This window comes from Enterobacter asburiae, assembly GCA_011754535.1.
GTDB classification, from domain to species: Bacteria; Pseudomonadota; Gammaproteobacteria; order Enterobacterales; family Enterobacteriaceae; genus Enterobacter; species Enterobacter cloacae_N.
In genome coordinates this window covers 2,279,994-2,301,621 of sequence record JAAQVN010000001.1, presented here as the reverse complement: position 1 = coordinate 2,301,621, position 21,628 = coordinate 2,279,994, and the positions used below count along the sequence as shown (strand labels likewise).

Here is a 21,628-nt window from a genome sequence, read left to right as displayed (position 1 = left end):
TCTGGAGAATTTATGAGTCAGCAGGATGCCGCCAAAGAGCAGGCCAACACCCGCAAAAATGTGCGCATTGTGTCCGTTTTTACCGCTGCCGCCATCGGTATTGTCGGCGTACTGGTGATCCTTTATGCATGGCAGCTGCCGCCGTTTACCCGCCACGCGCAGTTTACCGACAACGCCTACGTGCGCGGCCAGACGACGTTCATCAGCCCCCAGGTTAACGGCTATATCACCGAGGTGAAGGTTCAGGACTTTGTGCAGGTCAAAAAAGGTGACCTGCTGTTGCAGATCGACGACCGGATCTATCGTCAGCGCGTCCATCAGGCCGAGGCACAGCTGGCGATGAAAATTGCCGCCCTGAATAACAACCTGCAGCAGCGTAAAAGCGCCGAAGCGACCATCGCCAAAAATGACGCCGCGCTGAAAAATGCCCGCGCCCAGAGCCTGAAAACCCAGGCGGATCTAAAGCGCGTGAAGGATCTGACGGCAGACGGATCGCTTTCCATTCGCGAACGTGATGCCGCGCTGGCCAGCGCCGCCCAGGGCAGCGCCGACATCGACCAGGCGAAAGCCACGCTTGAGATGTCGCGTCAGGATCTGCAGACGGTGATTGTGAACCGCGGCGCGCTGGAGGCGGATGTTGAAAACGCCAAAGCGGCGCTGGAGCTGGCGCAGATTGACCTGCAAAACACCCGCATTATCGCCCCGCGCGACGGCCAGCTCGGTCAGATTGCCGTGCGTCTCGGGGCGTATGTAACCGCCGGAACGCACCTCACTACCCTTGTGCCGCCTCAGCACTGGGTGATCGCCAACATCAAAGAGACCCAGCTGGCGGAGCTGCGCGTCGGCCAGCCAGTGAAATTCACCGTCGATGCCTTAAACAACAAGGCGTATCAGGGCCGCGTGGAGAGCATCTCCCCGGCGACCGGGGTTGAATTCAGCGCCATCACGCCGGACAACGCTACCGGCAACTTTGTCAAAATCGCCCAGCGTATTCCGGTGCGTATTGAGGTGCTGGGTGAAGAAGACGCGTACAAACTGCTGCGTCCGGGTATGTCGGTACAGGTGACGATTGATACGCGGGAGGCGAAGCAATGACTCTTCGCCCGATAGCCGGTCTGGTGCTGGCGGTCATGCTGGCCGGATGCCAGTCCGTCGATGTCAAACCGGCGCAGCCGACGCTGCAAATTCCTGCCCAGTGGCGTGCTGACGCCGGTCCTGCCAGCCCGACGGAGCAGCTCTGGTGGCGTAATTTTCATGACAACAACCTCAACCGCTACGTGGATCAGGCGCTTAAGAACAACAGCGACGTGCTGATCGCCCGCGAACGAATTAACGAGTATCAGGCGCGGGTCTTTGCTGCCGACGGCAGCCTGTTTCCGTCCCTTGACGCGGGCGTAACGGGGACGCACGCCCGGTCGCAATCCGCCGCGACCGGGCTGCCGGTCTACGGCACACTGTACAGAGGCAGCCTGACGGCGAGCTATAACGTTGATATTTGGGGCGTCAACCGCAGCACGTCCAATGCCGCCGAAGCCTCGCTGGAGGCGCAAAAAGCGGCCGCCGCCGCCGCGGATTTGACCGTCGCGTCTTCCGTTGCGTCCGGGTACGTCACCCTGCTCTCGCTTGACGAACAGCTGCGCGTGACCGAATCCACGCTGAAATCGCGCGAGGAGGCGTTTAAGCTCGCCAAACGCCAGCTTGAGACGGGCTACAGCTCTCGCCTGGAGCTGATGCAGTCGGATTCCGAGCTTCGCTCAACGCGGGCGCAGGTGCCCGTGCTGCGGCATCAGATAGCGCAACAGGAGAATGCCCTGAGCCTGCTGCTGGGAAGCAATCCCGGCGCGGTGGCTCGCAGCGAAAGCTTTGCGGCGCTGACGCCGCTCACGCTGCCGTCGCAGCTGCCTTCTACGCTGCTGAATCGCAGGCCGGATATCGTTCAGGCCGAGCGACAGCTGGTTGCGGCTGACGCCTCGCTTGCCGCGTCACGCGCCAGCCTGCTGCCGTCGATCAACCTGACCGCAACCGGATCGATTCAGGATCGTACGCTTTCCGGCCTGCTGGACAACCCGCTTCAGCTCTGGAGCGCAGGCGGCAGTATTCTCGCCCCGCTCCTTAACCGCCAGGCGCTGAACGCGCAGGTGGATATTTCCCAGTCCCAGCGTAACCAGGCGCTGTACGCCTATGAAAAAACCGTGCGTAACGCGTTTGCCGAGGTGAACAACAGCCTTGATGCCATTACGCGCTATCAGGAACAGCTGACGGAGCTGCTTGCCCAGCAGGACGTGGCCCAGGAGACGCTGCGCATAGCCCAGAATCGCTATCGCAACGGCTACTCCTCTTATCTGGACGTGCTGGACGCGCAGCGCACGCTGTACTCGGTCCAGACCAGCGTGGTGCAGGTGAAAAATAACCTGCTGCTGGCGCAGATCGATTTGTACAGGGCGCTGGGCGGCGGCTGGAAGAACGCATGAACCGCCTTGCGCGCTGATGCCCTCACCCCGACCCTCTCCCACAGGGAGAGGGAGAAAAATCCAAGGAGTCACTCTATGCAACAACAATGGTCTGCAGTAGATAATTACATGATTTCTTCGCTTATCCCTGACGATGACGTACTTCATCAGGTACTGGAAAACAACAAACGCGCCGGGCTACCCGAACACGACGTAGCGGCCAATCAGGGGCAGTTGTTGGCGCTGTTCGTACGCATGACGCAGGCGCGGCGGATACTTGAGATCGGTACGCTGGGTGCCTATAGCTCAATCTGGATGGCGCGCGCCCTGCCGCCGGATGGAAAGCTGATTACGCTTGAGGCTGACCCGACGCATGCCAATGTTGCCCGCCAGAATATTCACCTCGCGGGGCTAAACGATCGCATTGAACTGATTGAAGGCCCGGCGCTGAACTCGCTGGAGAATTTCGGTGACGTTTCCCCGTTCGATTTAATTTTTATCGATGCCGATAAGCCCAACAATCCCGGCTATCTGGAGTGGGCGCTGCACTATTCCCGTCCCGGCACGATAATCATTGGCGATAACGTGGTGCGCGACGGCGAAGTCATTAACGGGGAAAGCGACGACGCGCGCGTGCAGGGCGTGCGGCGTTTTATCGAGATGATTGGGGATAACCCGCGCTTAACCGCCACCGCGCTGCAAACGGTGGGGGTTAAGGGTTGGGATGGGTTTACGCTGGCAATTGTGAACGGGTGAAAATTGTGCGGCCTGATGCCCTCACCCCGCCCCTCTCCCACAGGGAGAGGGAGAAAACCGGGGCTTAAGCGGAAATCTGCTCCATCGCCTGCAGAATACGCTTATCCGAAATCGGATACGGCGTACCGAGCTGCTGGGCAAAGAAGCTGACGCGCAGCTCCTCGATCATCCAGCGGATCGCCTGCACGTCTTCATCGTCGCGGCGCGCCGGCGGCAGCTTGTTTAGCCACTGCTGCCACGCCTGCTGCACGCTTTCGACCTTCAGCATCTGCGCGCGATCGCGGTGCGGATCGATGGCCATTTTCTCCAGACGTTTTTCAATCGCCTGGAGATAACGCAGGGTGTCGCCCAGGCGTGCGAAGCCATTCCCGGTGACAAAGCCGCGGTACACCAGCCCCGCCATCTGCGCCTTCACGTCCGAGAGCCCCAGCGCCATGGTCATATCCACGCGCCCCTTCAGGCGCTTGTTGATATTGAACACAGTAGTGAGGATCTGCTCGACCTGTTTGGCAATCTCCACTACGGTGTCGTTCAGCTCGGCGCGCACCTTCTCATGAAGCTGTGCAAAGCCCTCTTCCGTCCAGACCGGACCGCCTGCCTCGTGGATCAGCTTGTCCACGCCGCAGGAGATGCAGTCGTCAATCAGATCCAGCACCTTGCCGTACGGGTTAAAGTACAGCCCCAGCTTGGCTTTGTTCGGCAGCTTCTCGTGCAGATACTTGATCGGCGACGGGATGTTCAGCAGCAGCAGGCGGCGCAGCCCGCGCCACATCATCTGCTGCTGTTCCTGCGGATTATCAAAGAGTTTGATCGCCACGCTGTCGCGCTCGTCCACCAGCGCAGGCCAGGCCTTGACCTTATAGTTCCCGCGCTTCTGCTCGTAGCTTTCCGGAAGCTGGCCAAAGCTCCAGATGTGCAGCCCGCTTTGCTCGATACCGTCGTCCGCCACCGCAGAAAGCGTCTCCTGAACTTTCCCCTTCAGCGCCTCTTTCAGCTCGCTCAGCGAACGCCCTTCCAGCAGCTTTTTGTTTTTATCGTCCACTACGCGGAAGCTGATTTTCAGGTGATCGGGCACCTGATCCCAGTTCCAGTCTTCGCGGTCGATGGTGGTACCGGTCATGCGGCGGAACTCGCGCTCCAGCGCGTCCAGCAGCGGCAGCTCCAGCGGCGTGACGCGGCCCAAAAACGCTTCCGCATAGTTTGGCGCAGGTACAAAGTTACGGCGCACCGGTTTCGGCAGGGATTTGATCAGCGCAATCACCAGCTCCCGGCGCAGGCCGGGGATTTGCCACTCAAAGCCGCCCTCATCGACCTGGTTTAACAGCGGCAGCGGAATATGAACGGTCACGCCATCCGCGTCGGCACCCGGTTCAAACTGATAGGTCAGCCGCAGCTTGAGGTTTCCCTGATGCCAGAAGTTCGGGTAGTCGAGCTTGCTGACCGACTCCGCCCCCTCTTTAATCAGCATGCTCTTTTCGAAGTTGAGCAGGTCCGGCGTCTCTTTGCTGGCCTTTTTCCACCAGCTGTCGAAGTGGCGGGCGGAGATAACATCGTGGCTGATGCGCTGGTCGTAAAACTCAAACAGCGCCTCATCGTCCACCAGAATATCGCGACGGCGGGACTTGTGCTCAAGCTCCTCTACCTCGGCACGCAGCTTCAGGTTTTCACGGAAGAAGGCGTGACGCGTCTGCCAGTCCCCCTCCACCAGCGCGTGGCGGATAAACAGCTCGCGGCTGAGTGCCGGATCGATTTGGCTGTAGTTAACCTTACGCGCGGCGACCACCGGCAGGCCGTAAACGGTCACTTTCTCGGTCGCCATTACCGCGCCCTGCGCGCGCTCCCAGTGCGGTTCACTGTACGAGCGTTTCAGCAGGTGCTGCGCCACCGGTTCGACCCATTCCGGATCGATACGCGCGGCAATGCGCCCCCACAGGCGGCTGGTTTCTACCAGCTCGGCAACCATGGTCCACTTCGGCGGTGTCTTGAACAAGCCGGAGCCAGGGAAGATGGAGAAGCGAGCGTTGCGCGCGCCGGTGTACTCCTGCTTGTCCGCATCTTTCATCCCGATATGCGACAACAGGCCGGTCAGCAGCGCGATGTGAATTTCGCGGTACTCCGCCGGCTCACTATTAACCGTAATGCCCAGCTCTTTCACCACCTGGCGCAACTGGGTGTAGATATCCTGCCACTCGCGCACGCGCAGATAGTTGAGGAAATCCACGCGGCACTGGCGGCGGAACTGGTTCGAGGAGAGCGCTTTCTGCTGCTCGCCGAGATAGTTCCACAGGTTCACGAAGGCGAGGAAGTCGGACTCTTTGTCGTGGAAGCGACGATGCTTTTCGTCAGACGCCTGCTGTTTGTCCATCGGACGCTCGCGCGGGTCCTGGATGGAGAGCGCCGAGGTAATGATCATCGCCTCGCGCACGCAGCCGTGCTTTTGCGCTTCCAGCACCATACGGGCCAGACGCGGATCCACCGGCAGTTGGCTGAGCTGGCGGCCCAGCGGCGTCAGCTTATAGATGCTCGCCTGTTCGTCGGTGGTAATGGCGCCAAGCTCTTCCAGCAGACGTACGCCGTCCTGAATGTTGCGCTTGTCCGGCGCTTCGACGAACGGGAACGCCGCGATGTCGCCCAGCCCCAGCGCGGTCATCTGCAGGATAACGGACGCCAGGTTGGTGCGCAGAATTTCCGGGTCGGTAAATTCAGGGCGTGACAGGAAATCATCTTCGGAATAGAGACGAATACAGATCCCTTCCGACACGCGGCCGCAGCGGCCTTTACGCTGGTTAGCAGAAGCCTGAGAGACCGGCTCAATCGGCAGCCGCTGAACCTTCGTGCGGTAGCTGTAGCGGCTGATGCGCGCCGTGCCCGGGTCGATCACGTATTTAATCCCCGGCACGGTGAGCGAGGTTTCCGCCACGTTGGTCGCCAGAACGATACGGCGTCCGCTGTGCGGCTGGAAGACGCGGTTCTGCTCGCTGTTTGACAGACGCGCGTAAAGCGGCAGGATCTCCGTGTGGCGCAGGTCGCGCTTGCTGAGCGCATCGGCGGTATCGCGGATCTCGCGCTCGCCGCTCATGAAGATCAGAATGTCGCCCGCGCTTTCGTTGCCCAGCTCGTCAACGGCGTCGAAGATGGCCTGCAGCTGGTCGCGCTCGGTATCATCCGCCTCTTCCACAATCGGGCGATAGCGCACTTCAACCGGATATGTGCGTCCTGACACCTCGATAATCGGCGCATTGTTGAAATGCTTCGAGAAGCGTTCCGGGTCGATGGTTGCGGAGGTGATGATGATTTTCAGATCCGGGCGACGCGGCAGCAGCTCTTTCAGGTAGCCGAGCAGGAAGTCGATGTTCAGGCTGCGCTCGTGCGCTTCGTCAATGATGATGGTGTCGTACTGCATCAGCAGGCGATCCTGCTGAATTTCCGCCAGCAGAATACCGTCGGTCATCAGCTTGACCATGGTGTTATCACTAACGTGGTCGCTGAATCGCACCTTGTAACCGATGCAGCCGCCCGGCTCCGTCTGCAGCTCTTCGGCAATACGGTTCGCCACGGTGCGCGCCGCCAGTCGACGCGGCTGCGTATGTCCAATCAGCCCTTTTAGACCGCGTCCCAGCTCCATACAGATTTTCGGCAGCTGGGTGGTTTTTCCCGAACCGGTTTCACCCGCGACAATCACCACCTGGTGGTCGCGTACGGCCTCAAGGATGTCCTGTTTTTTCTGGCTGACGGGGAGGTTTTCCGGGTAGGTAATCGCCGGACGTGCGGCTTCGCGCAGCACAACCTTCCCTGCCGCCTGTTCAATCTCTTTAGCCATCTCCTGGTAAATGGCCTGTTGTGCATCAGGATTTTTAACCTTCTTCACGCCGTGCAGCCGGCGTGAAAACCGCTGTTTATCGCGCAGCATCAGGGAATCAAGCTGTTGCAGGAGCATCGGGAAGGTGATTTTTTGTTGTTCTGTCATAGCATTAATGGGCAGTGCTCTGCCGGGTAAAATCTCTTTTTAATGATTGCTATAGAGTACCACATCGACGCTTTCAGCGCCTTATTCAAAAAATTCGAACATAGGCTTCGATATATTGCGCTATCCCTGCGACAGGATTGTGAATAGAGTGTCAACAAGCAACGGGGCAACCCCCTTCAATCAAATGCAAAAACAGGAATCACCCATGAGCAAAGTATTAGTTTTGAAATCCAGCATTCTGGCAGGGTACTCTCAGTCTGGTCAGCTGTCTGATTACTTCGTTGAACAGTGGCGTGAACAGCATTCCGCAGATCAAATCACCGTGCGTGACCTGGCTGCAAACCCAATTCCTGTGCTGGACGGCGAGCTGGTTGGCGCGCTGCGCCCAAGCGATGCACCGCTGTCTCCACGTCAGCAGGAAGCGCTGGCCCTGTCCGACGAGCTGATTGCTGAGCTGCAGGCGCACGACGTTATCGTTATCAACGCCCCAATGTACAACTTCAACATCCCTACCCAGCTGAAGAACTACTTCGACCTGGTGGCGCGCGCTGGCGTAACCTTCCGCTACACCGAGAACGGCCCTGAAGGTCTGGTGAAAGGTAAACGTGCGATCGTCCTGACCAGCCGTGGCGGCATCCATAAAGATACCCCAACCGACCTGGTTGCGCCGTACCTGAGCCTGTTCCTGGGCTTCATCGGCATCACCGACGTGAACTTCGTGTTCGCTGAAGGTATCGCTTACGGTCCGGAAGTGGCGACCAAAGCGCAGACCGATGCGAAAGCCGCCATCGACAGCCTGGTAGCAGCGTAAGATTTTGCCCTCTCACCGCCCGGTGGGAGGGTTTTTCTTTTCCCCGCATTTCGTTATCATCCGCTCCCACTCTCCAGCCGGGCGGCCTGATGTCTGCGATTATCGATTCTTTTATTGCCCCACCGTGTCACGACGACATCAATATCCTCTGGCAGGATGAACATCTGCTGCTGATCGATAAGCCTTCCGGCCTGCTCAGCCTCTCGGGCAAAAATCCGCAAAACCTCGATTCTGTCCATTATCGTCTGGTCCAGACGTTCCCCGGCTGCACGCTGGTACACCGTCTGGATTTCGGCACGTCCGGGCTGATGGTGGTTGCGCGCAATAAGGCCATCAACGCGGCGCTGTGCCAGCAGTTCAGCCAGCGCAGCGTGGAGAAAGTCTACAGCGCTCTGCTTTGCGGACATCTGGAAAACGATGAGGGAGTCATAGACGCACCGATTGCCAAAGACCCGGCGCTGTTTCCGCTGATGTCGATCTGCGCCATCAACGGTAAACCCGCCCGCTCCCGCTATCGGGTGGTGGAACGGTTTTATCAGGGTACGGGACTGCCGTTAACGCGGGTTGAACTCACGCCGGAAACCGGGCGAACCCACCAGCTGCGCATCCACTGCCAGCGGCTGGGGCACCCGATTCTGGGCTGCGATCTGTATGGCGGTCTTGACGCGCCGGGGGCTGAGGGAACGCCCCGGCTGATGCTGCATGCAAGCGTTCTGAATTTTATTCATCCCGTGAGCGGAGAGCCGGTTAACGCCCGTCACGCCGCCCCGTTCTGAATGCGGTTTACCACATCAAATCGTCAGGGATTTTGAAGTCCGCGTACGGATCGTCTTCGTCCTGTTCTTCCTGGCTCAGCGCGCTGTTAAGCACGATGCTGTCGGCATCGCGCTGGGCGATTTTATCGGCCACTACCGCCGGAATAATCGCGTAATCGCACTCGCCGCTGGCGTTAGTCACCAGACGGGCAATCGCCAGACGACCGTTGATCAGCTGGGTTTGCGTCTGCTTGTCGACCTCGATTTTTTTGATGAGAGTACCGTCGGTGAAGTTAAAGGTGATGTTGCCTTTCGCGACGGTGATGCGGTTCATCTCGATCAGCTGCTTCACCTGCGCTTTAAACTCTTTCGCGAGCACGGCCTGCTTCTGCTGCTCGCTCAGCAGCTTGTCACGCTCGATCTGCGCCTTCTTGTTCTCTTCTACCGCTTCCCGAGCCTCACGCGCCTGAACGCGTGATTTCTTTGCCGTGCGCTGCACTTTCGCCGCTTTTTTGCTGCTGACCAGGCCCGCTTTCAGCATCTGCTCTTGTAAGGTGAGTTTTGTCATGATCGTTTCTAAACCGGTTGGAAATTTTGGGGATTATAGCGTCATTAAGCGCGTGCCGAAACATAAGTAAAACATAGGACGACTCAACTTAACCGTCTGATAATTTGACGTCTGAAAAATAAAGCTCAATGGAATCCTCCAATGATAACGATTAAAAAAGCCGACCTGCACACTTCTGAATCCCTGCGTCTGATTGAAAAATTGTCATCAGAACTGGCGAATATCACCGGGGATGGCGGCAGGCGTCATTTTAACGTCGACTCGATGATGGCCGAACGCGCCCTGTGGGTTGTCGCCAGGAATGAAAAAGATAAAGCCGTTGGATGTGCGGCTTTGCGCCCCCTCTCCGGACAGGTTGCGGAGCTGAAACGCATGTATTCCGACAGGAGCGAGCCGGGGATTGGTAAGGCTTTACTGGCTTTTCTTGAAGCGTCGGCACTACGTCTAGGCTATAGCCAAATCTGGCTAGAAACCCGACACGTTAATGCACGTGCGGTGAAATTTTATGAGCGAAATGGCTACCGTGTAATTGATAACTATGGCCCCTACATCGGCAGGCAAGAAGCCGTCTGTTTCGCAAAAACACTGGCGCTGCACGAGAGTCGTGGGAATTTGTGATCAACATCATGAACTTCGCTCATGTTGCATTGAAATTAAGTCACTTCCCCTGCGCCGCGGGCTCAGGCATAAATTATGCATCGGTAACTTCTTAGCAACATGAACTTAGGATGCATAACCACAATGAGCAAAGCTTTCACATATACCCTTAAGCGCAGTTGCTTCGATGAGAATTACAACCCGTCTGAAAATACGCGTACGACCACCAACTTTGCCAACCTGGCGCGCGGGGAAAAACGTCAGGAAAACCTGCGCAATACGCTGGTGATGATCAACAACCGCTTTAACGCCCTGGCGCACTGGGATAACCCAAATGCCGATCGCTTCGCGGTTGAGCTTGAAATTATCTCTGTTGACCTGAACATTGGCGCGGAAAAGCCCTTCCCGGCCATTGAGGTATTACAAACGTATATTGTCGACAAGAAAAATAACCAGCGCATCCCTGGCATTGTCGGGAATAATTTCTCTTCTTACGTGCGGGATTATGATTTCAGCGTGCGGCTGCTGGAACACAATAAGAACCAGCAGCACTTTAGCATTCCGGAAAAATTTGGCGAACTGCACGGCAATATTTTCCGCCATTTTATAAATTCCCCGGAATATAAAGAGAACTTCAAAAAGGGCCCGGTAATCTGCCTGAGCGTTTCCAGCAAAGACACCTACCGCCGCACCGGCAACCAGCATCCTGTGCTGGGCATTGAGTATCAGCCCGATGGCGAGTCGCTAACGGAACTGTACTTCGCCAAAATGGGCCTGAAGGTGCGCTACTTCATGCCGGAGAATAGCGTGGCGCCTTTCGCGTTCTTCTTTACCGGGGATTTACTGAGTGATTATACCGATCTGGAACTGATTGCCACCATCAGCACGATGGAGACGTTCCAGAAAATCTATCGCCCGGAAATTTATAACGCGAACTCGGCGGCGGGACTGTTTTATCGCCCGGATCTGAACCAACAGGACCATTCATTAACCAAAATTGTTTATGACCGCGAAGAGCGTAGCCGCCTGGCGATTGAACAGGGTCGATTTACCGAAGAATATTTCATTAAGCCTTATAAACACATTCTTGAGCAGTGGTCTGATAACTACGCGCTTTAATTTATCAAAAAAGGTCTTTTATTATGAAAACATTGCTCCCGACGTCTACTGCAGGCAGCCTGCCTAAGCCGACCTGGCTTGCGCAACCTGAAACGCTCTGGTCTCCGTGGAAGTTGCAGGATCAGGAACTGCTGGCGGGTAAACAGGATGCGCTGCGCCTGTCTCTGGATGAGCAGATCCGTGCGGGAATCGATATTGTCAGCGATGGGGAACAGACCCGCCAGCACTTCGTCACCACCTTTATTGAACACCTGAGCGGCGTCGATTTTGAGAACCGCCAGACGGTGCGCATTCGTAACCGCTATGACGCCAGCGTGCCGACCGTGGTTTCTGCTGTTGCGCGTCAGAAGCCGGTATTCGTGGACGATGCGAAGTACCTGCGCCAGCTTACCGACAAGCCGATCAAATGGGCCCTGCCCGGGCCGATGACCATGATCGACACCCTTTACGACGCGCATTATAAAAGCCGCGAAAAGCTGGCCTGGGAATTCGCCAAAATCCTCAATCAGGAAGCGCGTGAGTTAGAGGCCGCAGGCGTGGATATAATCCAGTTTGATGAACCGGCATTTAACGTCTTTTTTGACGAGGTCAACGACTGGGGCATCGCCGCGCTGGAGCGCGCAATCGAAGGGCTGAAGTGCGAAACCGCGGTACACATCTGCTACGGCTATGGCATCAAGGCCAATACCGACTGGAAAAAGACGCTCGGATCCGAGTGGCGCCAGTACGAAGAGGCCTTCCCTAAGCTGCAGACCTCTAACATCGACATCATCTCCCTGGAGTGCCACAACTCCCGCGTACCGATGGATCTGCTGGAGCTGATCCGTGGTAAGAAAGTGATGGTCGGCGCGATTGACGTAGCAACCAACGCCGTTGAAACGCCGGAGGAAGTAGCCGATACGCTGCGTAAAGCGCTGCAGTTCGTCGATGCAGACAAGCTTTACCCGTCAACCAACTGCGGCATGGCTCCGCTTTCACGCCAGGTGGCTAACGGCAAGCTGAAAGCACTCAGCGCCGGCGCAGAGATCATCCGCAAGGAGCTCGGCGCGTAATTGCCTTACGCTTGCCAGTATAGCGGCGAGCCGAAAAACGCTACGTAATAATCAATCACCGCCCTGACATTCAGGGGCGGATGACGTGCGTTAGGGTAAATCGCCGCAATATTCAGTTGCTCCGTGTTGATGGCGCAGGCCATTTCCGGCATAAGGGCGACCAGCTCCCCCCGCTGCAGCCTGTCGCCAATCAGCCAGTCCGGAAACAGGACGATCCCCATCCCACCCAGCGCGGCAACGAGCAGCGACTCCGCACTATTGGACGTCATCAGCGCCGTGACAGGATAGTGCACCCAATTCTCCCCCTTGCGCCGCACCAGCCAGCGGTTAGGCCCGGACGAACCGCGATAGACCAGGCATTTATGCTGGCTCAGCTCGGCCGGATCGACCGGTACGCCGTGTTGACGCAGGTACGCGGGCGATGCGGCAAGGTGGTAGCGCTGCTGCCCGAAAACACGGGCGTGGAACGTTGAATCCGTCAGCGTGCCGATGCGGAAGATGAGATCGGCGGCATCCCGGTGCGGGTCGATAAAGTCATCAGTCAGCGTCAACTCTATGGTTAACCGTGGATAACGCTCTGCCAGGCCTGCCAGGCCGGGTGCAACGTGCCTCTGTCCAAAAAATACCGGCCCGTTAATGCGGACCGTGCCGGAAGGTTCGGTCGAACGCTCATCCAGCTCCCGCCGCGCCTCTTCGAAGTTATCGACCATCGCCCGGGCATAGCGGATAAACAGATGCCCGCTTTCCGTGGGGATCACCGCCCGGGTATTGCGATAGAAGAGCTGCTGGCCGAGCGCGTCCTCAAGCTGATGAACAATGCGCGACACCTGCGATGCAGAAATCCCCTCCCGCCGAGCAACGACGGAAAAGTTTTGCGTTTCATAGACGGCAATAAACAGCAGCAGCGATCGAAGGTTCATGCTTCCGGCATCTGGCATTAATGCATTTCCTGCAAAGGTGTTTCCTGCATTATGGCATTTTTCTCACGGGTCTACCGACGTAATCTTCTTCGCCTGAAAACGGAGGAAGCTTAATGCAGTTTGTTTTGATTTTACTGGTGATTGCCGGCGGGATGGGCCTTTCCGTCGAGGCTGGGCTGCTGGGGCCATTAGGGGGAGAAGTGGGCGATTTATGGGCCACGTTCAGCATTTTCGGGGTCGGCGCTGCGCTGACCTTTCTGCTGATGCTGTTTTTCAGCCCGCGTAACAGCCCGTCGTTTTTCGCCCAGCCCGGCTGGCAGCTGCTCGGCGGCGTTCTGGGTCCTGTTTACGTTGTCATTCTGACTATCGCCACGCCCGCCATCGGCATCGCCCTGACGATGATCGGTATTCTGGCGGGCCAGATTTTTAAAAGCCTGATCATTGACCACTTTGGCCTGCTGGGTACGCCGCACAGGAAGATAAACGCAAAACGTATCGTGGCGCTGGTTTTTATTATTGCGGCACTGATTCTGGTCGCACAGGGGTGATGATATGACGCTGATAATGATTCTTCTCGCCGTCTGCGGCGGCGCAACGCTGAGCATTCAGGCCGCGATTAACGGGCAGCTCGGCAGCAATGTCGGGGTATTTAAGAGCGCGTTTCTGACGTTTTCCGTCGGCGCGCTGGTCACCGCCCTGCTGATTTTCTTCTTTGAACCTAAGCAGGCCGTCAGCCTGCTGGACGTGCCGAAATGGCAGCTCCTCGGCGCTATGTTTGGCGTGCCCTATATCGTAATCATGGTGCTCGCCGTTCAGCGCATCGGCACCGCCGTCGCCACGGTCGCGGTGATCTTCGGCCAGCTCACCATGAGCATGCTGATTGATAACTTTGGCTGGCTGAACAATCCCGCCATTCCGTTTTCATCGAGCCGTCTGGGCGCGGTGGTGTGCCTGGGGATTGCCCTGTACTTCATTTACTCCAGCAGCAAAACCGGCAATGTTCGCGACTAAGCTTACGTCTTCCGGGTGAAGAACAGCGTCACCGTGGCGACGGTGACGCCAAATTTCTTCATCTCGGTTTTATTAAACAGATGCGTTTCATCCTGCAGGTACATCCAGTCGTCAAAGTTCAGCAGCCAGGTTTTGCCTTTGGCCTTCACGTTCATGCTGTAATGCCAGTTAAAGGCGTTGCCAGCGGCCTGCCCCGTCGCAACCCCTTCAATATCCCCTGCCGTTCCCTCGTAGCGGTCGTTCCCCACGCGGCGAATATGCCAGAACCGCTGCTGCTTCTCGCCATCGTCGTAAACGAACTGCTCGTTCAGCGTCAGCGTATCGCCAATAACGTCCCCGGCAATCTCAACGTGAAAGCGACGTATCTGCTTGCCGCTGCGATCCTGCACCATGCCCCACGCTTCGGTTTTGCCCTGAAAGTAGTTAAAAATATCAAGCCGCGGCTGCTGCTGGCGATACTCGGACACGTCGGTGCTACAGCCGGCCAGCAGCATCGTGAATGCCAGCGCCAGCCTCAGGATTCGTTTCATTTTTGGCCTCCGATTAACTGCTGACGCAGCTCAGGATATTGCGTGCGGGGATCGAGCCAGATGGCCAGAAAAAGGGTGCTGAACGCTTCTGACTGTCGCGGCCCGAGCGGAATAAAGGATGTTTGCGCCGCTGACGCGCGATACCAGAACTGCCCTTGCCCGTCGTCGAGCACAAACGCCAGCTGTGCGCCTGGCCGGACATCCGGCCACAGCGAGCGGAGCATCTGTAACCAGGCTTCACTCCGGGGTTCCCGTTTCAGGATCCCCTGCGCCTGCCACTGATCGCGGGTCGCCTCGACCAGCTCATCGCGATCGATATCGCGCGCATAGGTAATAATCAGCGCCTGATCCTGGTTCTCCCGACCGTAACGCCCGTCCGGAGTACGCAGCTGGGAGGTATAAACGGTGAACGGCCCCCAGGTCAGCGTGGCGTCGCCCACCTTACGCCAGGCCAGCCAGTCGGCGGCCTGAGCCCCGGGAACAACCAGCATCAGCCAAAGCAGCAGAATCGCAGCTCTCATTTTTGTCTCCCCATCAGCAGGTGGAAAAACAGCATCAACACCAGCCAGCCCGGCACCATCCAGCTGACGACGATAAAGGTCGGCTCCAGAAACGTGATGGCGCCCAGCCGCTCGCCAAACAGGTAGGCCACAGGCCCCCCCACGGCGGCCAGCAGGGTCAGCAGCCAGCCGGGTAACGTGGTGGTGCGCGTTAGCTGCGTCCAGACGGTGGCGAACATCAGCCACAATGCCACCATCCAGAGCGGCATCAGGGAGTCGCCCGTGAAGGCAATCAGCCCCGTCAACGCCCAGAGCGCATCCAGCAGGCTGCCCGCCGCGGCCAGCCCAATGGCGTATAGACGGTAAGCTGACGGCAATAACATACACGCCAGGACCGCCAGCCCGAGCCAGATAATCAGGCCCTGTTCGCGAAAAAGCACCACCAGCGCCCAGTAGACATCGAACGCCACGGCCAGCAGAAAGACCTGAAGGTAACGTCTCATACGCGCTCGGCGGTCAGCTGCACCACGCTGATAGTGCGAGCGTTAAACCCGGCTTCACAGTAGCCGAAGTAGTACAGCCACATGCGGCGGAACCGTTCATCGAAGCCGAGCTTTTCTATCTCCTGCCAGGCGTGGACAAAGCGCTGCCGCCAGTGGGCCAGCGTGCGGGCGTAGTCGGGGCCCATGTCGAAGAGATTGCGCACCACGAAATCGGTGTGGCGCGTCATCAGCTCGTTCATCGCAGTGATACTCGGCAGGAAGCCGCCGGGAAAAATGTAGCGCTGGATAAAATCGACGCTTTTGCTGTAGTCGCGATAGCGCTGGTCCTGAATAGTGATGGCCTGAATTGCCATCCGTCCTCCGGGGCGCAGGCGCGCCTGGCAGGTACGGAAGAACGTCGGCAGATAGCGTTGCCCGACGGCCTCAATCATCTCTATCGAGACCAGCTTGTCGTACTGTCCGGTGAGGTCGCGATAGTCGCAGAGCAGTACCTCAACGCGATCCTGCAACCCGGCGCGGGCGATCCGCTCGGTCGCCCAGATATATTGCTCCTGCGACAGCGTAGTGGTGGTCACCCGACAGCCATAATGACGGGCGGCGTATTCCGCCATCGCCCCCCAGCCGGTGCCAATTTCCAGCAGGTGGTCACCCGGACTTAGCGCCAGCTGGTCGCACAGGCGCGCCATTTTGGCCTGCTGAGCCGCAGTCAGATCCTGCTCGTCAGCGGTAAACAGCGCGCTGGAGTAAAGCAGCTCCTTATCCAGAAAATGGGCATAGAAGGTGTTGCCCAGGTCGTAATGGGCGGCAATATTTTCGCGAGCCTGGGCGCGAGAGTTACGCCGCGTCCAGTGGCGCAGACGCTCCAGCGGCCTGCCGAGCAGCCGGAACCCTTTCTCCAGACGACCAAGCACCTCGCAGTTTAGGGCCAGGATTTGCAGAAGCGGCGTAAGCTGCGCGGTTTCCCATTCGCCGTCCATCCATGCTTCTGCCGCAGCAAGGCTCCCGCCCGTTAAGACGCGCCAGTAGACGCCGGGCGTGAGGATCTGCACCTCCGCGTGCAGCGCGGAGGATGTCTCGCCAAAATGGAAGGTCTGCGCCCCTTCACGCAGGGTGAGCGAGCCGCCACGAATGCCGCTTAACAGACGAAACAGCAGCCAGCGCGCAATGCGAGCGTTGCGCGGGAAATCGGGTTCTAGCGCAAAGACGGGATCGGTCATGAGCGTTCACTCCTGCTGACGGGATGGTTATACAGCGGCACGCGCTTGAGCCACAGCCTCAGCGCCTGCCAGTAAATGGCGAAAACGGTTTTCAGGGTCATCAGCGGGATGCGCAGCAGCAGCGAGCGCAACGTCGGGCGGGTCAGAGGTTCCCGGCGCAGCGCCAGGGTGGCGTCAAAGACCTTCGCCTCCTGATGATTTTCAATGTGCATATGCAGCGTGTTGTCCGGGTTGTTGAAGCGCCAGTGGTAGATCATGTCCATCGGGTTGAAGGGGGAAACGTGAAACGCCTTTTCCGTGGGCCGGGCATTTTGCCCGTCGACCGCGTAATAATGACGCTCGTTCCACGGCGTGTTGCGCACCTCGGCCAGCACCCAGCGAAGCGTTCCCTTACCGTCATAGCAGTAGTAAAAGTTGACCGGATTGAAATGGAACCCGAAGTAGCGCAGCTGCGTCAGAAGCATGACCCGCCCGTCCGGACGTTCTCCGGTCAGGCTCTCCAGCCTGTTGAGCACGTTGTCTTTAAGCGGCGAGCCGAGCGGATAGTCCGCGTCGTGGAACGAGGCGGCGGCAAAGCGGTTGCGCCGCACGCCGACGGAGGCCAGCAGCGGCAGCTCATCAAGATCCAGCCAGGCCATAAAGACGCCGTAGCTGAATTCGTGGGTTTTCGGCTGAAGGCGGCGGTGGCGCAGTACGCCGTGATAGAGGCAGCTATTCATCTCAGTTCCCCTCCCCGGCGGCTATTTCATTGACCACGTCCAGCGCGCTGCGCACACCGTCTTCATGAAAACCGTTGTACCAGTAAGCTCCGCAGAACCAGCTTCGGTTATGACCGTTGATCTCGCCGCGACGCGCCTGCGCCCGCCAGCTTTTCGGGTTAAACAGCGGATGCTCATAGACAAAGCGTTGCAGGACGAAGCGTTCATCCACCGGCACGTCCGGGTTCAGGGTGACGCAGAACAGCGGACTGCCCGCAGGCAGCCCCTGCAGAATGTTCATGTTGTAGGTCACGCAGGCGCTGGCCTGCTCCTGCACGCTCAGGCGGTAGTTCCAGCTGGCCCACGCCCGCTGCCGCACCGGCAGCCAGCGCGGATCGCTGTGCAATACCACCTCGTTGCGCTGCCAGCCGATATCGCCCAGCACCTCGCGCTCGGCGGGCGTCGGGTCCTCAAGCATTGCCAGCGCGCTGGCGGAGTGGCAGGCAAAAATCACCCGATCGAAGGTATGGCCGCCGTTTTCGAGCTGAAGCGTGACCCCATGCTCTTGGCGGCTCACGCGCTGCACCGGTGAATTAAGATGCAGATTCAGACGGTCGCCCAGCTTGTCGAGCATGGCGCGGATATACTCCCGCGAGCCGCCCGGCACCACGTACCACTGCGGGCGTTGGGTGATATCCAGCAGGCCGTGGTGGTGGAAGAAGCGCAAAAAGAGCGGCAGCGGGAAACGCTTCATCTCCTGCAGCGACGATGACCAGATGGCGGCCCCCATCGGCAGAATGTAGTGGCGCGCAAAAAACGGCGTGAAGCCGTGCTGGTCCAGAAACGTCTGCAGCGTGGCGTTCGGGTCCACCTCCCCGTCCAGCGCCTGTTTTGCCAGACGATTGAAGCGGACGATCTCCCCAAGCAGCCGCCAGAATGCCGGATTCACGAGGTTTCGGCGCTGGGCAAACAGCGACGTCAGGGTGTGGCCGTTGTACTCCAGCCCCGTCTCGGGGTTGTGCACCGAAAAGCTCATCTGCGTTTTTTGCCCACTGATGCCAAGCTCGCTGAGCAGGCCCATAAAGCGCGGATAGGTGCGGTCGTTGTAGACGATAAACCCGGTGTCGATCGCGTATGTGCCCTGTGGCGTTGAGACGTCAACCGTCGCGGTATGGCCGCCGGGCGTGGCGCCCGCTTCAAACAGGGTTACCTGATGGTGCCCGGCCAGACGCCAGGCGCAGGTCAGCCCGGCGATGCCGCTGCCGATAATCGCAATGTTCATGAGCGCACCATCCTGCGCAGCAGCGCGCGCTGCAAAAACGCGGGCAGCCCGGAGAGCAGCCGCAAAATGAAGCCGAACCCGGCGGGAAACGCGATATGCATTTTGCCTTTCGCCAGCCCGGTACGGATCGCCTTGACCGCCTCGTCGACGCTCACCCTGCCCGGCATGGCAAAATCGTTTTTGCGCGTCAGCGGGGTATCGACAAAGCCCGGAGAGACGACCGTCACGTCAATCCCCTTTGGCTCCCAGTCCAGCCGCAGGCTCTCGGCAAACCAGCTCAGCGCCGCTTTGGACGCGCCGTAGGCCTCTGCCCGCGGGAAGGGAAGCCAGTGGGCCATCGAGCTCACCAGCACCACGCGGTTGCCGGCGGCCAGCTGCGGCTGCAGCGCGGCCAGGCAGTTCACCGGACCGAGGAAATTGGTGGATATGACCCGCTCCACCAGCGCCGCATCCACCACGCCACCGTCGAGGTATTCGCAGGTTCCGGCGCAGAGAATAACCAGATCGGCGTAAACGCCGCTAAGCGCCTGGCGACAGGCGTCCCTGTCTGTCATATCGAACAGGCGAACGGTGAGATTGGGGCAGGTCTGATGCAGCGCTTCAAGCCGCGCCGGATCGCGCCCGCAGGCAATCACGTGGAAGCCGTCAGCGGCAAAGGACTTCGCCAGCCCCGCGCCGATGCCCGAGCTTGCTCCGGTAATCAGCACCGTCTTCATGATTTGACCCTCCGCTTCACGCCGCGTACCGCCCAGCCCAGCAGAGGGAGGTGTTCGTAGATCATCTCTCCCGCATCGTAGTAGTCCCGCTGATGCATGATGAGATCTTTTTCCGTCTCCACCACTGAACACCCAGGCAGTTCAAGCGGCTCGCCCCCGGCGAACCGCGGGTGCGACCAGTGCATTATCCAGGTGACAACAAACCGGTTACCGCTGCACAGCGGCGTGTCGATGGTAAAACGGCACTTCTCGACATTGGCCAGCAGATGGGTGAAATAGCGCTGAAGCGCGAAAATCCCGTCGTGCTCGCCGAATGGATCGATAAGCGTGGCATTCGAATGGTAAAGCCCCACCAGCGCGGAAGGCGGCTGGCTATCCAGTGCGGCGTAGTACTCAACAAACCGACTCACGACAGAGGGCAAAGTGCTCATGGGTCACATCCTGGCTGTAAACAACGTGGCGTAATCGCATAATTAAAACTTACACAATTAACGTTATTTGTCCAAGTTTGTGATTATTTATTTTTTATTACGTAGACATATCAATAGCTTATTGACTTTCAAATAAGTAGCTTTTGTATTCAGGGTAAGGCGTAGCCGCCACCCGGCTTTCACTTTCAGGATATCCTTAAGGCAAATTCGTCGGTCATCTTCCAGGCTTATTCTTTTTAATTCATAAGGATGCCTGACATGAAACGCTTCTTTCTCTCGCTTTTCTCCAGCCCCGAATCTTTGCTCCAGGTGATGAGCCAGCAGGAAATTATTGAAGCCGTCGAAGATGGCGATCGCATCATTATCGACCAGGACGGGAACGCCTCGGTGAACTACAAAAGCAACGAGGTGCGGCAGGATTTTCTGCGTCACGTCAACACGCTGAAGAGGGCCTGAAATGGGAACGGCGATATTTATGGTGCTGATGGTATGCGGGTACTGGTACACCAGCCGGGATCTGTCGACGCGCTTTAAAATCAAGCGTTCCTTCGGCTGGGACGTCTATTTTCTCGTTGCGCTTTATGGCTGTATTTTCGTTCTGCAGGGCGTGATTGCCACCGGTCTGCTCTGGCTATTCTTGCTCGCCCTCTCCGCCGCCGACAACACGTTTCACTTTACGTCGCAGCAGTATGCCGACTGGCAAGTCGACTTTATGAACTGGAGTTTTTTGGGCATTCAGGCACCGGTGGTCGTGATGCTGGCGTTTGCCATCCTGTTTTGCCTCTACCGCTCTAACTGGGCGGGCAGCGCCAGGCTGGACGGTGAAAGCCGTAAAAAGCTCTACAAACGTCTGGCCCAGTCGAGCGGTATCGAACAACTGCTGTACCAGTGTATGGAGCAAGGCGAACTGGCGCAGGTCACGCTCCGGTCGAGGCGGATTTACGTCGGCATGATCCACACCGCGACGCTGGAATATGAAAAAACGGCCAATATCGTGTTGATCCCGATGTTAAGCGGGTACAGGGACGCGAAGACGATGAACTTTCGCATCGAGAATAATTACAGCAGATGGTATGCAGAGCATGACATCACGCTCGACTCTGAACCCCAAAGCGCCATGTCGTTCCGGAAGGTGATTTTACTCAATCAGATTGAGAGCATCTCGCTGTTCGACCCCGCCAGCGCCAGCGCGCTGTCGCTGGCACAGCATGATACGCTTTCTAAAGAGGCATCCTCATAATCCAGAGAATGCTCTGCTGCGAGGGGTCATGGGCGCTCTCCGTGCTAACAACCCGCGTTAACGAACGGCGAATGACAACAATTTTAAGGTGTCATTCGCCGTTGGGAATGTTGAGAGCACTTCCATCGGTTGCCTGGCTCGCGTAAGCCTCGCGTTTTTCTGCCCATTTCAGCATGGCATCCAGCGCCGGGCACAGTGCCTGCCCCCAATCGGTGAGGCGATATTCCACTTTCGGTGGTACCTGAGGGTAGACCATCCGCGAAACAATACCGTCGGACTCAAGCTGTCGAAGCTGCTGCGCCAGCATCTTCTGAGAAATACCGGGGATCAGCTTTTCGAAATCAGAGTAGCGCTGCACTTTTCCGTCGAAAAGATGAAAAAGAATAATTAATTTCCAGCGCCCTTCCAGCAGCCGTAATACTTGCTCCACGCCGCTTGCGGCAGATTCCGGACTATATAACTTACTCATAATTTAGTAACTCACTTTTTCGTGCGTACTTGTCAA

General features: G+C 58.0%; 24 protein-coding genes. 12 read left to right on the top strand and 12 right to left on the bottom strand.

Features of this window, described 5'->3' with window-relative positions:
• The first annotated feature begins 12 nt into the window (after positions 1–12).
• From HBM95_10910 to HBM95_10900, 3 genes are all read left to right on the top strand, one after another.
• Entirely contained in the window at positions 13–1,095 is a 1,083-nt protein-coding gene (locus tag HBM95_10910) for an HlyD family secretion protein (GenBank protein ID NIH43441.1), read from the top strand.
• A complete protein-coding gene (locus HBM95_10905; protein ID NIH43440.1) occupies positions 1,092–2,471 on the top strand; it encodes an efflux transporter outer membrane subunit in 1,380 nt (459 codons plus the stop codon). The genes HBM95_10910 and HBM95_10905 overlap by 4 nt, the downstream gene beginning before the upstream one ends.
• Before the next feature lie 75 nt (positions 2,472–2,546).
• A complete protein-coding gene (locus HBM95_10900) occupies positions 2,547–3,206 on the top strand; it encodes an O-methyltransferase (protein ID NIH43439.1) in 660 nt (219 codons plus the stop codon).
• Positions 3,207–3,270: 64 nt separating this feature from the next.
• On the opposite strand, the gene hrpA is transcribed toward HBM95_10900, so the two are convergent.
• Complete coding sequence (hrpA, locus tag HBM95_10895; protein NIH43438.1) at positions 3,271–7,173, bottom strand: ATP-dependent RNA helicase HrpA; 3,903 nt, start codon at positions 7,171–7,173, stop codon at positions 3,271–3,273.
• A gap of 205 nt (positions 7,174–7,378) precedes the next feature.
• Here hrpA and azoR point away from each other — a divergent pair, with 205 nt between their 5' ends.
• Both azoR and HBM95_10885 read left to right on the top strand, forming a co-directional pair.
• The gene (azoR, locus tag HBM95_10890) at positions 7,379–7,984 is read left to right on the top strand and encodes an FMN-dependent NADH-azoreductase (GenBank protein NIH43437.1); all 606 of its coding nucleotides are present in this window, start codon (positions 7,379–7,381) and stop codon (positions 7,982–7,984) included.
• Between the two features lie 89 nt (positions 7,985–8,073).
• On the top strand, positions 8,074–8,760 hold the full coding sequence (locus HBM95_10885; GenBank protein ID NIH43436.1) for an RluA family pseudouridine synthase: 687 nt from the start codon (positions 8,074–8,076) through the stop codon (positions 8,758–8,760).
• A gap of 7 nt (positions 8,761–8,767) precedes the next feature.
• Here HBM95_10885 and HBM95_10880 read toward each other — a convergent pair whose 3' ends face one another.
• Positions 8,768–9,307, bottom strand: coding sequence for a DUF2058 domain-containing protein (locus HBM95_10880; GenBank protein NIH43435.1), 540 nt, complete (start codon positions 9,305–9,307; stop codon positions 8,768–8,770).
• 141 nt (positions 9,308–9,448) lie between these two features.
• Between HBM95_10880 and HBM95_10875 the strand changes: the two genes are divergently transcribed.
• From HBM95_10875 to HBM95_10865, 3 genes are all read left to right on the top strand, one after another.
• Positions 9,449–9,925 (top strand): GNAT family N-acetyltransferase, encoded by a 477-nt coding sequence (locus HBM95_10875; protein ID NIH43434.1) that lies wholly within the window; start codon positions 9,449–9,451, stop codon positions 9,923–9,925.
• A gap of 123 nt (positions 9,926–10,048) precedes the next feature.
• On the top strand, positions 10,049–11,023 hold the full coding sequence (locus tag HBM95_10870) for a DUF1852 domain-containing protein (GenBank protein NIH43433.1): 975 nt from the start codon (positions 10,049–10,051) through the stop codon (positions 11,021–11,023).
• A gap of 23 nt (positions 11,024–11,046) precedes the next feature.
• Positions 11,047–12,075, top strand: a complete 1,029-nt coding sequence (locus HBM95_10865) for a methionine synthase (GenBank protein NIH43432.1) — start codon at positions 11,047–11,049, stop codon at positions 12,073–12,075.
• 5 nt (positions 12,076–12,080) lie between these two features.
• Here the strand turns inward: HBM95_10865 and HBM95_10860 are convergent, their stop codons facing one another.
• On the bottom strand, positions 12,081–13,013 hold the full coding sequence (locus HBM95_10860; protein ID NIH43431.1) for a LysR family transcriptional regulator: 933 nt from the start codon (positions 13,011–13,013) through the stop codon (positions 12,081–12,083).
• A 95-nt stretch (positions 13,014–13,108) separates the two neighbouring features.
• Here HBM95_10860 and HBM95_10855 point away from each other — a divergent pair, with 95 nt between their 5' ends.
• Complete coding sequence (locus tag HBM95_10855; GenBank protein ID NIH43430.1) at positions 13,109–13,543, top strand: DMT family transporter; 435 nt, start codon at positions 13,109–13,111, stop codon at positions 13,541–13,543.
• Between the two features lie 4 nt (positions 13,544–13,547).
• Positions 13,548–14,006: a DMT family transporter gene (locus tag HBM95_10850; protein ID NIH43429.1), complete on the top strand. Its 459-nt coding sequence runs from the start codon at positions 13,548–13,550 to the stop codon at positions 14,004–14,006.
• Between the two features lie 2 nt (positions 14,007–14,008).
• On the opposite strand, the gene HBM95_10845 is transcribed toward HBM95_10850, so the two are convergent.
• Genes HBM95_10845 through HBM95_10810 form a run of 8 tightly spaced genes read right to left on the bottom strand, consistent with a single transcriptional unit; the run spans position 14,009 to position 19,883 of the window.
• Positions 14,009–14,536, bottom strand: coding sequence for a DUF3833 domain-containing protein (locus HBM95_10845; protein ID NIH43428.1), 528 nt, complete (start codon positions 14,534–14,536; stop codon positions 14,009–14,011).
• On the bottom strand, positions 14,533–15,057 hold the full coding sequence (locus HBM95_10840; GenBank protein NIH43427.1) for a hypothetical protein: 525 nt from the start codon (positions 15,055–15,057) through the stop codon (positions 14,533–14,535). The genes HBM95_10845 and HBM95_10840 overlap by 4 nt, the downstream gene beginning before the upstream one ends.
• Positions 15,054–15,539: a DUF2878 domain-containing protein gene (locus HBM95_10835; GenBank protein NIH43426.1), complete on the bottom strand. Its 486-nt coding sequence runs from the start codon at positions 15,537–15,539 to the stop codon at positions 15,054–15,056. Before HBM95_10835 ends, HBM95_10840 begins: the two co-directional genes overlap by 4 nt.
• Positions 15,536–16,756, bottom strand: coding sequence for a class I SAM-dependent methyltransferase (locus HBM95_10830; GenBank protein ID NIH43425.1), 1,221 nt, complete (start codon positions 16,754–16,756; stop codon positions 15,536–15,538). Before HBM95_10830 ends, HBM95_10835 begins: the two co-directional genes overlap by 4 nt.
• Positions 16,753–17,475 (bottom strand): DUF1365 domain-containing protein, encoded by a 723-nt coding sequence (locus HBM95_10825; GenBank protein ID NIH43424.1) that lies wholly within the window; start codon positions 17,473–17,475, stop codon positions 16,753–16,755. Before HBM95_10825 ends, HBM95_10830 begins: the two co-directional genes overlap by 4 nt.
• Before the next feature lies 1 nt (position 17,476).
• Positions 17,477–18,736, bottom strand: coding sequence for an FAD-dependent oxidoreductase (locus HBM95_10820; GenBank protein NIH43423.1), 1,260 nt, complete (start codon positions 18,734–18,736; stop codon positions 17,477–17,479).
• Positions 18,733–19,452: an SDR family NAD(P)-dependent oxidoreductase gene (locus tag HBM95_10815; GenBank protein ID NIH43422.1), complete on the bottom strand. Its 720-nt coding sequence runs from the start codon at positions 19,450–19,452 to the stop codon at positions 18,733–18,735. The genes HBM95_10820 and HBM95_10815 overlap by 4 nt, the downstream gene beginning before the upstream one ends.
• Positions 19,449–19,883: a nuclear transport factor 2 family protein gene (locus HBM95_10810; GenBank protein NIH43421.1), complete on the bottom strand. Its 435-nt coding sequence runs from the start codon at positions 19,881–19,883 to the stop codon at positions 19,449–19,451. The genes HBM95_10815 and HBM95_10810 overlap by 4 nt, the downstream gene beginning before the upstream one ends.
• Before the next feature lie 258 nt (positions 19,884–20,141).
• On the opposite strand from HBM95_10810, the gene HBM95_10805 reads away from it, so the two are divergent.
• On the top strand, positions 20,142–20,339 hold the full coding sequence (locus tag HBM95_10805) for a hypothetical protein (GenBank protein NIH43420.1): 198 nt from the start codon (positions 20,142–20,144) through the stop codon (positions 20,337–20,339).
• 1 nt (position 20,340) lies between these two features.
• Positions 20,341–21,123 carry a hypothetical protein gene (locus HBM95_10800; protein ID NIH43419.1) on the top strand — a complete coding sequence of 261 codons (783 nt, stop codon included), beginning with the start codon at positions 20,341–20,343 and terminating at the stop codon, positions 21,121–21,123.
• A 91-nt stretch (positions 21,124–21,214) separates the two neighbouring features.
• Here HBM95_10800 and HBM95_10795 read toward each other — a convergent pair whose 3' ends face one another.
• Entirely contained in the window at positions 21,215–21,592 is a 378-nt protein-coding gene (locus tag HBM95_10795) for a winged helix-turn-helix transcriptional regulator (protein NIH43418.1), read from the bottom strand.
• Positions 21,593–21,628: the final 36 nt, after the last annotated feature.

Coding starts and splice junctions, on each gene's coding strand:
- HBM95_10835 (NIH43426.1), bottom strand. CDS start 15,539: ATGAGACGTTACCTTCAGGTCTTTCTGCTGGCCGTGGCGTTCGATGTC.
- HBM95_10795 (NIH43418.1), bottom strand. CDS start 21,592: ATGAGTAAGTTATATAGTCCGGAATCTGCCGCAAGCGGCGTGGAGCAA.
- azoR (NIH43437.1), top strand. CDS start 7,379: ATGAGCAAAGTATTAGTTTTGAAATCCAGCATTCTGGCAGGGTACTCT.
- HBM95_10810 (NIH43421.1), bottom strand. CDS start 19,883: ATGAGCACTTTGCCCTCTGTCGTGAGTCGGTTTGTTGAGTACTACGCC.
- HBM95_10910 (NIH43441.1), top strand. CDS start 13: ATGAGTCAGCAGGATGCCGCCAAAGAGCAGGCCAACACCCGCAAAAAT.
- HBM95_10825 (NIH43424.1), bottom strand. CDS start 17,475: ATGAATAGCTGCCTCTATCACGGCGTACTGCGCCACCGCCGCCTTCAG.
- HBM95_10900 (NIH43439.1), top strand. CDS start 2,547: ATGCAACAACAATGGTCTGCAGTAGATAATTACATGATTTCTTCGCTT.
- HBM95_10860 (NIH43431.1), bottom strand. CDS start 13,013: ATGCCAGATGCCGGAAGCATGAACCTTCGATCGCTGCTGCTGTTTATT.
- HBM95_10865 (NIH43432.1), top strand. CDS start 11,047: ATGAAAACATTGCTCCCGACGTCTACTGCAGGCAGCCTGCCTAAGCCG.
- HBM95_10800 (NIH43419.1), top strand. CDS start 20,341: ATGGGAACGGCGATATTTATGGTGCTGATGGTATGCGGGTACTGGTAC.
- HBM95_10880 (NIH43435.1), bottom strand. CDS start 9,307: ATGACAAAACTCACCTTACAAGAGCAGATGCTGAAAGCGGGCCTGGTC.
- HBM95_10830 (NIH43425.1), bottom strand. CDS start 16,756: ATGACCGATCCCGTCTTTGCGCTAGAACCCGATTTCCCGCGCAACGCT.
- HBM95_10905 (NIH43440.1), top strand. CDS start 1,092: ATGACTCTTCGCCCGATAGCCGGTCTGGTGCTGGCGGTCATGCTGGCC.
- HBM95_10805 (NIH43420.1), top strand. CDS start 20,142: ATGAAACGCTTCTTTCTCTCGCTTTTCTCCAGCCCCGAATCTTTGCTC.
- HBM95_10870 (NIH43433.1), top strand. CDS start 10,049: ATGAGCAAAGCTTTCACATATACCCTTAAGCGCAGTTGCTTCGATGAG.
- HBM95_10845 (NIH43428.1), bottom strand. CDS start 14,536: ATGAAACGAATCCTGAGGCTGGCGCTGGCATTCACGATGCTGCTGGCC.
- HBM95_10875 (NIH43434.1), top strand. CDS start 9,449: ATGATAACGATTAAAAAAGCCGACCTGCACACTTCTGAATCCCTGCGT.
- HBM95_10855 (NIH43430.1), top strand. CDS start 13,109: ATGCAGTTTGTTTTGATTTTACTGGTGATTGCCGGCGGGATGGGCCTT.
- HBM95_10820 (NIH43423.1), bottom strand. CDS start 18,736: ATGAACATTGCGATTATCGGCAGCGGCATCGCCGGGCTGACCTGCGCC.
- hrpA (NIH43438.1), bottom strand. CDS start 7,173: ATGACAGAACAACAAAAAATCACCTTCCCGATGCTCCTGCAACAGCTT.
- HBM95_10840 (NIH43427.1), bottom strand. CDS start 15,057: ATGAGAGCTGCGATTCTGCTGCTTTGGCTGATGCTGGTTGTTCCCGGG.
- HBM95_10850 (NIH43429.1), top strand. CDS start 13,548: ATGACGCTGATAATGATTCTTCTCGCCGTCTGCGGCGGCGCAACGCTG.
- HBM95_10815 (NIH43422.1), bottom strand. CDS start 19,452: ATGAAGACGGTGCTGATTACCGGAGCAAGCTCGGGCATCGGCGCGGGG.
- HBM95_10885 (NIH43436.1), top strand. CDS start 8,074: ATGTCTGCGATTATCGATTCTTTTATTGCCCCACCGTGTCACGACGAC.